General features: G+C 43.2%; 8 protein-coding genes. 3 read left to right on the top strand and 5 right to left on the bottom strand.

Annotated features, from left to right (window positions below; all coding sequences use genetic code 11):
• The first annotated feature begins 108 nt into the window (after nt 1–108).
• Nucleotides 109–1,104, top strand: a complete 996-nt coding sequence (focA, locus tag L5L98_RS04930) for a formate transporter FocA (protein ID WP_263139008.1) — start codon at nt 109–111, stop codon at nt 1,102–1,104.
• A 154-nt stretch (nt 1,105–1,258) separates the two neighbouring features.
• On the opposite strand, the gene L5L98_RS04925 is transcribed toward focA, so the two are convergent.
• The 4 genes from L5L98_RS04925 to cysK all read right to left on the bottom strand — a co-directional run bounded on the left by L5L98_RS04925 (nt 1,259) and on the right by cysK (nt 8,127).
• Complete coding sequence (locus L5L98_RS04925; RefSeq protein ID WP_263139006.1) at nt 1,259–4,036, bottom strand: TonB-dependent receptor domain-containing protein; 2,778 nt, start codon at nt 4,034–4,036, stop codon at nt 1,259–1,261.
• Nucleotides 4,037–4,731: 695 nt separating this feature from the next.
• On the bottom strand, nt 4,732–5,730 hold the full coding sequence (locus L5L98_RS04920) for a TDT family transporter (protein ID WP_028760969.1): 999 nt from the start codon (nt 5,728–5,730) through the stop codon (nt 4,732–4,734).
• Between the two features lie 152 nt (nt 5,731–5,882).
• A complete protein-coding gene (locus L5L98_RS04915; protein ID WP_263139002.1) occupies nt 5,883–6,956 on the bottom strand; it encodes a methyltransferase in 1,074 nt (357 codons plus the stop codon).
• 202 nt (nt 6,957–7,158) lie between these two features.
• Nucleotides 7,159–8,127: a cysteine synthase A gene (cysK, locus tag L5L98_RS04910; RefSeq protein ID WP_113940761.1), complete on the bottom strand. Its 969-nt coding sequence runs from the start codon at nt 8,125–8,127 to the stop codon at nt 7,159–7,161.
• A 250-nt stretch (nt 8,128–8,377) separates the two neighbouring features.
• On the opposite strand from cysK, the gene L5L98_RS04905 reads away from it, so the two are divergent.
• Nucleotides 8,378–9,577, top strand: coding sequence for an RDD family protein (locus L5L98_RS04905; protein WP_263138997.1), 1,200 nt, complete (start codon nt 8,378–8,380; stop codon nt 9,575–9,577).
• Nucleotides 9,574–10,695, top strand: a complete 1,122-nt coding sequence (locus L5L98_RS04900; RefSeq protein WP_028760965.1) for a beta-ketoacyl-ACP synthase III — start codon at nt 9,574–9,576, stop codon at nt 10,693–10,695. The genes L5L98_RS04905 and L5L98_RS04900 overlap by 4 nt, the downstream gene beginning before the upstream one ends.
• A gap of 99 nt (nt 10,696–10,794) precedes the next feature.
• On the opposite strand, the gene L5L98_RS04895 is transcribed toward L5L98_RS04900, so the two are convergent.
• Nucleotides 10,795–13,236 carry a DUF5916 domain-containing protein gene (locus L5L98_RS04895; protein ID WP_411569203.1) on the bottom strand — a complete coding sequence of 814 codons (2,442 nt, stop codon included), beginning with the start codon at nt 13,234–13,236 and terminating at the stop codon, nt 10,795–10,797.
• Between the last annotated feature and the right edge of the window lie 24 nt (nt 13,237–13,260).

The following is a 13,260-nucleotide window of genomic DNA, read 5'->3' as shown; positions in this document are numbered from 1 at the left end:
TAAGCAAATCATTATCTCGGTTTTGATTCGTGTTATCTGCGCAATGGCGCTGCTGGAGATACCTATGCTACGCGTTCAAGTTTGTTTATCTGAAGTTGGAGTTATGCAATGAAAAGCCCAAATCCATCGTCATCAGTTCCAACTGTGACAAACAGCGCACATGAAGCGCCACAGGTTTCAGCTCATTTTAGTTGTTACAATCAGGCTGAAATTTACGGGACAAGCAAAGTGGTTAAAGCACCTTGGCAGTCCTTTGGTTTAGCCGTGTTTGCTGGCGCATTTATCGCCTTAGCCTTTGTTTTTTATTTAACCGTAACCACTGGCGCAGGCGATGCGTCTTGGGGTTTAGTTCGTTTCGTTGGCGGAATAGCCTTTAGTTTAGGTTTAATTTTAGTGGTTGTTTGCGGTGGAGAACTGTTCACCAGTTCTGTGCTCAGTACCGTCGCCTGGGCACAAAAACAGGTCACTGGCGCTGAATTACTCAAATGTTGGTGCCGCGTGTATGCCGGCAATTTTGTCGGAGCCATGTTGATGGTTTGCTTGATCACTGCCGCAGGTATGTATGAGCTCGATGGTGGTAATTGGGGATTAAATGCACTTAAAGTGGCACAGCACAAACTGCACCATACTTGGATCCAAGCTTTTAGTTTAGGCATTTTATGTAACATGTTGGTGTGTTTAGGTGTGTGGATGACCTTTGCCAGCCGTGATGTGCTGACGAAATCGTTACTGTTAATTTTACCTGTGGCTATGTTCGTCAGTAGTGGCTTTGAACACAGTATCGCTAACCTGTTTATGGTGCCTATGGGCATGATGATCCAATCAATCGCCAGCCCAGAGTTCTTCGTGTCTTTAGGGGTTACTCAAGCACAATTTGCCGATTTAACCGTGGCAAACTTTATATTCAATAATTTAATCCCAGTCACCCTAGGCAATATTGTCGGTGGCGGTGTGATTGTTGGTTTAGGTTATTGGTGGATAGAGCAGGGTAAAGTCACCTTGGCTGAATCACACAAAGCTCATTATGAACACTTTTCTGCACCACATTCACATACTGAAAAACCTCAGCATCAGAGTGAGATTAAGCTGACTAAACATTCCTAGAACGCCTTTAATTATTAGTCTGAAGTGAAAGTGCCCAGCAGGTAGCTGGGCATTTTTTTATGTCGGTTTACTATGATGTGTAAATAATGAAGTAAATAAAAACGGCATCCGAAGATGCCGTTTTTTGATTAGGTTCTAACTAATAAATGCGAGATTAGAATTTCACATCATATTGTAAATAAACGAAGCGACCGATATTGTCATAGACGGTTTGATCGTAGAAAGGCCATTTATCTACTTCACTGAATGATGGCTGTCTATCCAGTAAGTTGCGAATACCTAAGGTAACTTTGTTGTCATCAGCAAAATAGTAAGCCGTTGTTAAATCAAACTGTACATAAGCTGCCACATGTTGACTTCTGCCTGGGTTAACTAAATCACCATTAGCATTAACTTCAGCGCCTACGTCGTAGTAACCAACTAATTGGCAAGACTTGTTACCTGTATTCCGCTTATCATACATTTCGTACCCAGGGAGGTAACGCATATTAAGTGAGGTTACAAAATCATTTTGTTCTAATGAAATGCTGCCGTTAATACGATAGTCGCGCATTGAATTATCAGCAATATCATCACATAAAGGTTGTACCGCTGAAGATTGTGTTTTATAGCTTAGGAACTGTTCTGCTTGTAAGCTTGACTTCAAAGTACCAAATGAGAACTCACTGCTATATTGAAGATCATAGTTTAAGCCAGTTGCACTTTGTTCTGTCAGGTTTTGTCTGTTAGTTTGAACATAACCGTTTCTTTCTGAGTCCGTTAGACGGCCTTCTGAGTTACGTACGACTAAGTTTGTCAAATTTCCTTTTGCTTCTTCATCCAGAACCTCTTGAATAGCAAGGCTACCTACAACGTCGTCTATTTGAAGTGACCAGAAATCGACAGATAGTGATAAGTTGTCTGTAAGCTGATAAACCGCACCTAAGTTGTAAGATTTTGATGTTTCAGGTGTTAGCTCTGGATTGCCACCGCTTTTCGAGTTTAACTCGATGCGCTGACAATCTGGGTGGCTTTGAACATTGCCAGCAGCATTACACAGCTTAGTATCAATAGCTTTAGTAACACCAAACGATGTTGATAGGAATAAATCGCTTAGGTTTGGTGCTTTAAAGCCTGTTCCGTATGATGCTCGTAGCAATAAGTCGTCAATAGGGCGATATGATACTTTGGCTGAATAAGTCGTATCACTTGCATCCGCTAGTTCCCAATCCGCTTTATCTTGGCGAGCAGCTAGGCTGACTTCTAGATTCTCAAGTACGGGTAATGAAAGTTCGATGAAACCTGCAAGGTTATCAAATTTACCACCACCGTTTGAACCTGCACCGCCGATCACTTCACCATTTACAGAGGCTGGATCTGAGCGGTCGGTATATTTCTCTTGGCGTATATCTAAACCAGTAGCTAAACCAATTTCACCACCAGGTAACTCAATTCCTGGGAGCAGTCCTGATAAGACAAGAGAAGAGAAAGAGACTGTATATTCGCCTGTACGATGAATTGATGCTTGTAGATCTCGGCATGTATCAGCTAATTCTGCTGAATTACAGTTATTAATAACGAATGGATTCAGTTTTGACTTAGGATCATTGAATGCATCTGCAACACCTGCGGATAATAATTGACCCGCTGAGCCAATTTGACGGTTGGTTAAACGAGAAAAACCAATATCAAAGTCTAAGCCCCAATTATCGTCGATGTTATAATTTAAACCACCAACAGTTTCGAATGTTTCGTTTGTATTGTCTTTTTCACGATTCCCAAAATCAAGGTAACGACGGCCGACAATAACGTTGGCTTCACCCGCTTCAACTAAACGGATAATTTCTTCAGCTTTTGCTTGGTCATCTTTATAACGGTCATTTCGTAAAAAATCCGCTAGGAATGGACTGTTAGATACATCGACTTGACCTGGAGCCGGAGCATTAGAGGTTTTAGTATATGCACGAGTGTAACGGAATTGACCATTAAACGTTAGGTCATCATTCATCTCATGATTGATACTAGTGAAAATTGACTGTCGTTCTGACTTAGGTTGTAGTTGGTATAAAGAAGATGTGTCAAATAAACAACGAGTACCAGAAATACTTTCAGGAGGGCAACTAGACCAAGGGGCTTCACCTTGACCTTTTGCAGCATTATCTAAACGCTTACCATCTACTAGTGCTGAGTTAATATTGGTAAAGCCAGGGATACCCCAAGGAGAACGGCCTTCACCACCTTCATGTCCTTCAATGAATGAAGTTCTACCAAACTCACGATCGGAGCCTTGTATTACATCGCGTGCAAAATGTTCTGCTGAGAATAAAATGCTAGTTTTTTCGTTACTTGCACCAGCAACAATTGATGTGGATAATTCGTTCCCATCCCAATGTTCAGATGCTGCGCCATATTTAGCACTCAATGCTACACCGTCGAAGTCTTTCTTAGTAATAATGTTAATTACACCAGCAACGGCATCAGAACCATAAATTGCAGAAGCACCATCATTAAGAATGTCGATTCGCTCAACGGCTGCCATAGGCACTTGGTTTACGTCAGTAAAAATACCGCCTGCGGTATTTTTTGCGATGCGACGGCCGTTCAATAGAATAAGTGTATAATCTGAATCAAATCCTTTTACACCAATTGATGAAGCACCAGCTGCTTGACTTAAGGTTGATGATTCGTTAAATCCACCAGACGCAGCATTAGTTCTTAAAAACTCAGAAACAGTAGAGAACCCTGTTTTTTCTATGTCTGCTGCAGAAAACATAGTTATTGGTGTTGATGTTTCTAAGTTAGTTCTTTGAATACGAGAGCCTGTTACAGCAATACGTTCAACTTTGGCGCCGTCTTCAGCAGCAAATACCGCTGTTGTTGATAAAGCTGCAGTAGTTGCTCCACCTATTAATGCAAAGCGAACGGCTTTGGCTAATGTAGAATTTGTGCGCATTTTATTCTCCCTTAACACATGTTGTATGTTTATTTTTTATTTTTCTTAAATGGTAACTTATGTAAATAACTAAGCGCTCATTTAATTGAGTTCAGGATATAACCACAAGAAAATAACAAGTGCAACATTGGTCACGCTGGGGTTTTGTTTGAAATTTGTTACTTAATCTATTTTTAAAATAGAAATTGAAGAGGCTGTGTGCGTGTGTGTGTGTGATTAAGGTTTTAATTTGAGGTTTTTGTTTTTTATTTGAGTTAATTGCTTTTGTTTTGACTCTTATTTGTTTTTAATTTGTTGCTATTTGTTTTGTTTTTGTGTTTTCTATTTTGTTGTTTTCAATAATAGTTTGAAACTATTTTATGTGAAAAAGTAAAAATTAATAACGATATGGTTTGTCATTCCATATATTTTAGATTGGATGGTTGAGGAGTGTTATATCAATAAGGGTTTGCATGCGGTTTAATTTTGTATGGTGATATTTTTACACCGCGTCAGGAAGCTAGAAGTAAAATTATGGAATGAAATGTTGTAAAGAATAAAAACTAATCAAATGCTATTTCTGATTATTTAATTTTGACTGTTTAAATATAAAGGCGAAGTGAATATCTATTCACTTCACTTTCGGTTTATTGTTTAGTTTTCTGAGTGAACAATTCATTTGTATGGTTAATGATTTTTACAAAAAGCTGTTCTGTTTATTTGCTATTTAGAACTGATTTGTGCTCTACCACGTTAAATTGCAGTGGAAAGTAGTGTCCTAAATAACGTAGGGCGACATAGGCAACCACTAAGGTGGCGATTACCAGTTCGAATTCTGCTAAGTATTTTATCCATATCGCTAACTCACCCATGTTATTGAACTGCGTTAACCAAGCTGCGGTTTTAAAGAGGGCGGTTGCACCGATCACCATAGGGAAGGTAAAGGCTGCGTAGCCTGGGCTAAAGGGCAGTTTTAGTAGGTGAAAGAAGGCCAAGTAGATGATGCTGGTCATCAGAATGGCGATGCTCAGTAGTAAGGCGACTAAGGGAATTGATGCCTGCTCACAAACAGTCAGATAGCCCGCGAGTGATAAACTGGCGGGAGCTGCGAGAATGGCAATGGTTGGTTTAGCTGCATCAGGTATCGCCTGACAGAAAATGAGACGATAGAGCATCAAAGGTAGCATGATTAAGTAGGCTAACATTCCAAAAACCAAAATGGCGTTTGCTAACCATTGGTAATCAGACACAGGGAAAGACACCGCCGCGACGATAATGCCAATGGGTGGTACGAACCAGCTCGGAACCATGTGCTCGAGTTTAAAATCAATGGCGCGATAGTAGATAAACGCGCTTAGGAAGATCACATGGATACCAATGGCGACTAGCCACAGGGTTAAGCCAGCTTTGGGGAAATAGTCGCCGAGTGATTTAGACACCACCATCAAGCCCATGGCGAAGGTGGGGATCACACTACCAATCACAGGGTGACTAAGCTCGTCCTTTAAAATATTAGGATGAAGCATGAATTTACCCATGAGCAATAACAGTAACACAGAGGCTATGATGGCGCCTGTGAGTTGTCCTGCGCCATTAAGTGAAGGTGTCATGTTCTCCCATGTCCAACCTAAGCTGGCAATTGCCAGTGCCAACCCAGCCATAGGGCTGGGAAGTTTAGCTGCGTGGGATGTCCAGCGTTTGCGTTTTGAAGTCATTTTGAATACCTCTCAATACTGACAATGCTTAACATCGCTTTTTTGGGGCGCTGTTTTGATGTATTTAGTGTACTGCGGGTATCAATGATAAATAAATTTGATTAATTTTATTCATTGCATAAGTTTTGTTTACTTTGATGTTGCTATTAAACTTAAGGTTTGAGTTTACAACGCAGTAGCGTGTGCCCTAGGCCAAGATTGTCTGTGTCTTCATCCACATACAGTCCCGCTTGGTGAAGCAGGGCCAATAAATCCTTAGAGTGATACATGCGGCTATTGCCATTGGCCATGGCGCTGAAATAAAGGCTAGTGGCATTTACGCAATAGGCGGAGGCGGCCGATGGCTGTCTATCCCAAAAGGTTTCGACGATAAAGAGTTGGCTGCTTGATGTCATTGCCTTTGCCGTGCGTTGTAAAATGCTCAGGATTTGGCTTTTTGAGAAGCAATCCCGAAATTGACTCATCCAGTAAGTATCGGCGCCTTCGACAAAGGGTTGGGAGTCGTCCAGCAGATCGGTGGCAAAGGTATGCACTCGTGCTGCAAAACCTCGTGCGAGTGCATTTTGTGTGGCTACCTCAAGTTGCCCCGGAAAATCCATAATTGTGACTTCAACGTTCGCGTCATAATCACAGCAGCTCAGTGCCCATTTGCCCGTATTGCCGCCTATATCCACTAAATGGATTGGCTTATGGGCGAACACTAATGGCAGAAGCTGTGGAAAGGCATGATCCGAATAGTAATGATCGAAGGCAAACCAGCTCTGTTTCGCTTTGGGCGGTAGATCTTTTAAGGCGGGGTAGATGGTATTCCAGTCACCAAACACCTTAAGTCCTGTGGCCTTACCTTCGAGTAGCGCGGTATCAAGATTAAAAAGGCCTTGATAGCAAACATCCTGCACAAAGTTAAGATTGATGGCTGCCATGTCGTCATGGAGTAAAAAGTGCCCCGTTTTATCGAGCACATAGCCATTTTTATTTTGCCAAACTAAACCCATACTGAGTCCCATATCCAACAATACCCCCAAGGCATATTCACTCAGTGGGGTGGATTGCCTTAACTCGGCTGCAGTGATCCCATGCTCGGCCGCTTTATCTATTTGGGCTAGCACATCGAATTTGAGTAGGCAGTGGGCGACTTGAAAGCTGATGGGGCCAAAGGCAATTTTTTGAGCTTCAAACTTCGCATTGAAGGCGCTGATGTTACTTGGTGTTCGGTAAAAAGACATAAAAAGGAATGAATTGGCGAGCGGGTCCGTTCTTTATAACCAAGTTAGCCGTGAAAGCCAGTTGAGATACAAAGAACTATGAGCTGTATCCAAACTTGAGCAGTAACTTATTTATGCTCTGTAATCGAGATCTAAATAATGGAATGCCATAAATAAAAATACCCAGCCAAAGCTGGGTATTTTAAGGACGATAAAACGTCGTTTATTGAACGTTTTCTTCGTCGCCGAATTGACCTTGGAACAAGACTGAAGATAGGTAACGCTCGGCAGCCGATGGCAAAATCACCACAATGGTTTTGCCTGCAAACTCTGGCAACTCAGCGATGCGGTTGGCGGCGACAACGGCGGCACCCGATGAAATACCCACTAAAATGCCTTCTTCTTGCATTAAGCGGCGGGCCATGTCGATGGCTTCATCGTTAGTTACAGCCTCAACACGGTCAATCAATTCTAAATCTAAGTTACCTGGGATAAAGCCTGCACCAATACCTTGAATTTTATGCGGCCCTGGTTGCACAGGTAAGCCAGCTAAGGTTTGAGCTATAACAGGAGAATCTGCTGGCTCAACCGCCACTGAGGTGATGGTTTTACCTGCCACTTTTTTCAAGTAACGGCTTACACCAGTAATTGTACCGCCAGTACCTACACCGGCAACAAACACATCCACTTCACCGTCGGTATCATTCCAGATTTCTGGACCTGTGGTTTTTTCATGGATTTCTGGGTTAGCAGGGTTATTAAACTGCTGCAATAAAATGTATTTTTCAGGAGCCGATTGGCGAATTTCTTCCGCTTTATCAATCGCACCTTTCATGCCTTTCGCGCCTTCAGTCAGCACGAGAGTTGCGCCTAGGGCTTTGAGTAGCTTACGACGCTCTAAACTCATGGTATTTGGCATGGTCAGGGTCAGTTTATAGCCACGGGCCGCGGCAACATACGCTAATGCAATACCTGTGTTGCCTGATGTCGGCTCAATCAGCTCATGATTTTTTGTTAATAGACCTTTCTTCTCGGCATCCCAAATCATATTGGCACCGATACGGCATTTAACACTGAAACTTGGGTTACGGGCTTCGACTTTGGCCAGCACTTTACCTTGGCTAACACGGTTTAAACGTACTAGCGGTGTATTACCAATAGTATATGAATTATCTTCGAAAATTTTGCTCATGGATTGCTTGCTCCTATGTTGGCACTACTGAATCATAATCTGCTGTGGCGCTTTTAGAAGTGATTGTTTGTTCTTCTTTATTCGATTTGGTTATTAAAGGGTGTGCTGTTATTCGCAAACCCTGATTGGCAGCCAGTTTAACTGTGTTAACCTCTTGCTAACATAAAAAAGATTGTGGCATTAACAGGGATAACTTCTTGATGTCTCAATCGTAAAACTAGCCTATCACTCGTATCGGACAAGCGCAAAGATGAAGCAGCAACAAATGGATCTGGGTAAAGATCCAAAAACGATGGTAACACCAAAGGCATTTACCATTGCAGCATCCGTGTTATACACCCCATTGGCGACACCGTTGAAGCGGATGTTAGCCATACTGATTGATGGCTTGCTGATCACTGTGTTAGCTGAGCAGATGGATTGGATGTTTGTCTTGCTGGTGGTCAGTATTATCTGGATTGAAAAGCGCAGTCGTAAGTTTGGTCGTTTACTCAAGTGGGGACTTTATGCCTTGATGTTGGTTTTTATGTTGCTGACAACCGCTAATAATCTGTTTGATTTTAATGGAACAGACGTTAAAAGCAGTGAGGGAGTAGAGCAACAATTGGCATTAGGTGAACAAATTATTACGTCACTACCAGCATTGATGTCGTTGAGCCAGTGTAATAATTATGCTTGTGGTAAAACTCAAGTTCAGTCCCTACATGAAGCGATAAAAAATGCTTCAGGATCAAAGGGCATGACAGAAAATGATCAACGTGAAATAGTGCTAGCAACCATAGCCAACAGTAGTTTGCCTGCCGTAGACAGTGAAAAGTTACAGGCGGAGGTGCTTAATGGCAGCCTATGGCCTGTTATTACACTTCCTGTTGCGTTGGCGACAACAGATTCTCCGCCTGAGCCACTTCAGCCTATTCAAGCTATTTCGCCGGATGTACAGCTGCAAAGTGCGGCTGATGCAGTGAATGTGAGCTCTTCGCAATATTCTCGCCTCAGAACCGTTGATGAAGCTACAACCCATAGTGTTGTCGCTTGGGTGAAAGGCTTTCTGAGTGATATGGGGCTGGGTTTTGGGTGGGCAGCGTTTTACTTTACCGTCTTTACTGCACAATTTGATGGTCAAACCTTAGGTAAGAAGATGCTGGGCATTCGGGTGATCCAGCTCGATGGTGCCAACATCAGTTTATGGGCCGCGTTTGGCCGTTATGGTGGCTATGCCGCAGGCTTTACCACAGGCTTACTTGGTTTTATGCAAATATTTTGGGATGCCAATCGGCAGGGGATCCAAGATAAAATATCTTCAACAGTCGTGATAGACTTAGTGCAAATGCATAAAAAGCAACGATTAGAGCAACAAGCGCAGGGGCAAAATGAGTTAGCACCTGTGCTTACGAGTGATGATGCATCCTCTGCTCACCTTACAACCAGTACCCGTTTGGAGCATTTATGAAACAGGTCGTCATTTCGGGGAGTGGCCTATTTACGCCGCCCCACAGTATTTCCAATGAAGCCTTAGTTGAGAGCTTCAATGCTTATGTGGATATTTTCAATCTTGAAAATGCAGGCTTAATTGAGCAAGGCCATGTTGCGGCTTTGTCCTATTCATCGAGCGAGTTTATTGAAAAAGCCTCAGGTATCAAGCACAGATATGTGATGGTGAAAGAGGGCATTCTGGATCCCGAAGTCATGATGCCGTTGATTCCTGAGCGCAGTAGTGACGAATTATCTATGCAGGCCGAGATTGGCCTTGAAGCTGCCTTGATGGCACTAAAGAATGCCAATCTCAAGGCTGAGCAAATTGACTTAGTGATTGTTGCCTGTGCTTATACTCAGCGTGCGTATCCTGCTATGGCGATTGAAATTCAACGTGCACTGGGTACGCGGGGTTATGGTTACGACATGCAGGTAGCGTGTTCATCGGCGACGTTTGCAATTGTCGCCGCGGCTAATGCCATTGCTACGGGTTCTGCCTCAAGAGTGTTAGTGATCAACCCTGAGATTTGCTCGGCACAGGTGAATTATCGCGACCGTGACAGCCATTTTATCTTCGGTGATGTGGCGACGGCTCTGGTACTGGAAGAACAAAGCTTAGCCCAGTCTGATCATGTGTTTAAGATCCTCTCGAGCCGCTGTTTTACCGATTACTCGAACAATATTCGCAGTAATTTCGGTTTCTTGAACCGCTGCGATCCGAGTGCGGCCCATCAAGCCGATAAGTTATTCCACCAACAAGGGCGCAAGGTATTTAAAGAGCTGTTGCCGATGATTTACCAACATTTGGATGAACATCTGGCCGAACAAGCGTTAACGCCACAGTCCTTCAAACGTTTGTGGTTACATCAAGCGAACATCAACATGAATCAGTTTGTGGTGAGAAAGTTGCTTGGGGATGATGTGTCAGCGGAACAAGCGCCCGTGGTACTAGATGAATACGCCAATACGGCTTCCGCGGGTTCTGTTATTGCATTTCACAAGTTTTCCGGTGACTTTAAGACTGGCGATTTAGGTTTATTGAGTTCGTTTGGCGCAGGATATTCTATTGGCAGTGTTATTCTGCAGAAGGTCTAAGATTCTCACCGCCATAATAAAAAGCCCACATCGAGGAAGATGTGGGCTTTTTATGTCAGTTGTTTGCCTAAGTTGCTTTCTGTTTAAGGCAATGATTGTTTATAGCAGCCATGCGTAACTTAACTTCATAAAGTAGGTTTTCTCGTCCCGCGTCAGGCGGCTTAACTCATCATTAGCCTGCAAACTATCAGAGTATCCAAGGTAGAACACACTCTGCGGATTGAGTTTATAACCGTAGAGGAGTTCATTACCTAAATGCGCTTCCTCACTCTGAGGCGCCGAATATAAATACTGCGCCACATTGCGATTTATCCGGGTGTAAATGCTAGAAAGGCGAATAAAACTGTGTAGACTGAATTGCCAGTTGAGGCGTACATCGCTCAGATTAGCGGTAAAAAGCGCACCTTGTTCCACATCCATTTGCTGATAAAGATGGGAGATATCGATAGAAAGTCCATTAGCAATTTTCCAATTGATATTCGGGTTCATTTGCGTTTTAGTGCCCAGCCTATCATTGATAAAATCAATTTCATCGCCGTAGTACATTTCAAGCTCCATACTCAGGGGCGATAACGGGGTTACTGCGCCATAAAACCACACTTGGGTTTCATCATATAGTTGACTATTTCCGGCGATAGTGAGCTGTGAAGCATTGCGGCGAGGGCCCACACGTTCACGGGTTTCTACACCAAAGGTGATTTCGCTTTGTAATGCGCCGAGGATTTCGATGTAGGCTTCATACTCTTCTTCAAGTCGTTCGCCTGCTTGGTTATGAGTGATATCCCAATCTCCCGCTAATTCCACCTTGTTAAAGGTGCCCGTAGGATACCAAATCAAACCCGCACCAGCCTCAAAGGTGCGGTAATCGATTTTTTCGACAAAGCCTAAATCGGCACGAAAATCGGGATCAACTGCGTTGTATTCACTGTAAGCAAACCAATTTCGCTCTTCGTGTTTAAAGGTTAACTGATATAAATTGCCGCCAAAGCGGCTATCAGATTGGCTACGTAATACTTGTTCGTTGAGTTGGCAGTGACCGAGTTCGCAATCAAGCTGAGATTGGCCACAGGGCAAACCATTACTAGGGTCATTTTCAGTATCAGTACAAAATTGACGATAAACTCCCGTGGGGTACTGAGTATCTGATTGGGCCACTTGCGCAGTGAAACTGTCCTGTGGTGTTGGTTGATATTTCGCATCCAGACTAATGACATAGTTGTGGTAATCGGGTTGGCTGTTAATCCCATAGTGTGGGTTATTTGCTGTACCATTGTGAGTGTTGTCACTGCTCGTTTTCGCGGTAAGTAATCCACCGATGGAGAAGGTTTTGCTCATGTCGAAACGATAACGTCCCGCAAGGTTCAAACTTTCTTGATCAAGCGAGGCAACTTCTGAGCTTAAATTTCCCGGTACCAAAAACGTGGTTTGGCTATCGTTACTCGCTAGCAGAGCTAAAGTATGATCATCGCTCTTACTTGTCAGTTTTATACCATAGTCTGGTGCAACAATATTGCGGGTGTGCAGCAGATTCACCTGTGTGTCGAAATAGTCTTTATTATCCAAAAAGAACGGCCGTTTCTCATCATAGAACAAGGAGAAAGTGCTGTTCACATCGAGCTGGCCAGCATCAGATTCGACTTGGGAAAAATCGGGATTAATGGTGGCATTGAGTAAGGTGCTGGAATTAATGCCCCAGCGTAAGTCTACACCTGGCTCGAGATTGTTATCTGCTTCCCAGCCATCCGCCTGTTTATGTTCGTTACGGTTGGCGATAAAAGTCGGGGTGATTTGTACATCCTGTCCTTGTTCTGCCCCCGCTAAGCCAGAAGCCACACCTAACTGACAAAGTTGACAACTCGTATTTCGGTCAATCTTATGGGTCGATAGGCGATGTTTTTCATTGCGTGGATAATAACGAATTAACTCAAAGCCCCATTCTTGTAGGCTTTTCTTGTCGTCAAAGTTGAACAGTCTCAGTGGTAATTCGACTTCGACCTGATAGCCATCGGCGGTGATCTTGCCTGCGGATTTCCAAATCCCATCCCATGCTTCGCTTTCTTCACCCGTTAATTCGTTTTCAATTGAGTCTAATTGCACGCCAAGGGGATTAATAAAAAATTGGTATGCTAAACGGGCATTATTAAAAGTATCGAGTTTAATTCCGACTAAATCATCACTCCACAGCTTGTCTCTGTCCTTGAGGGTTGCCCGAATGAGTTTGGGATTAATGTCTTTGGCAGTAAATGCCACAAAAAGACTGGTTTTAGTCGCATAGACTCGCGCCTCGGTTTTCACTAATGCGGCAATGTTTTCCCCTGGTTGGGTTTCGTATTTGAGCTCTGTGACTGCGGCTTGTTGCCAAATGGCATCGTCCAACTCACCGTCGATATTGGCAGCACTGTTAAGTGTTGGAATGGCTAACTGAAATTGGCTGGCATAGCCAGCAAGACAAGTTACAGGTAGAAAAGTAAGACTAGATAAGATTATGGCTAAGATTGATTTCAACAAAAAAGACTCAAATAACACATTCGTGGCGCGCATTTTGCCAGAAAACGTGAAGTTAAC

Source organism: Shewanella sp. SM23 (assembly GCF_025654295.1).
Classification (GTDB): Bacteria; Pseudomonadota; Gammaproteobacteria; order Enterobacterales; family Shewanellaceae; genus Shewanella; species Shewanella oncorhynchi.
Note: the sequence above shows the minus strand (reverse complement) of the source record. Positions and strands in the feature narration are given on the sequence as shown.

Excerpts from the sequence above, each read along its gene's own strand:
- focA (WP_263139008.1), top strand. The coding sequence starts at position 109 with ATGAAAAGCCCAAATCCATCGTCATCAGTTCCAACTGTGACAAACAGC.
- L5L98_RS04925 (WP_263139006.1), bottom strand. The coding sequence starts at position 4,036 with ATGCGCACAAATTCTACATTAGCCAAAGCCGTTCGCTTTGCATTAATA.
- L5L98_RS04920 (WP_028760969.1), bottom strand. The coding sequence starts at position 5,730 with ATGACTTCAAAACGCAAACGCTGGACATCCCACGCAGCTAAACTTCCC.
- L5L98_RS04915 (WP_263139002.1), bottom strand. The coding sequence starts at position 6,956 with ATGTCTTTTTACCGAACACCAAGTAACATCAGCGCCTTCAATGCGAAG.
- cysK (WP_113940761.1), bottom strand. The coding sequence starts at position 8,127 with ATGAGCAAAATTTTCGAAGATAATTCATATACTATTGGTAATACACCG.
- L5L98_RS04905 (WP_263138997.1), top strand. The coding sequence starts at position 8,378 with ATGAAGCAGCAACAAATGGATCTGGGTAAAGATCCAAAAACGATGGTA.
- L5L98_RS04900 (WP_028760965.1), top strand. The coding sequence starts at position 9,574 with ATGAAACAGGTCGTCATTTCGGGGAGTGGCCTATTTACGCCGCCCCAC.
- L5L98_RS04895 (WP_411569203.1), bottom strand. The coding sequence starts at position 13,236 with ATGCGCGCCACGAATGTGTTATTTGAGTCTTTTTTGTTGAAATCAATC.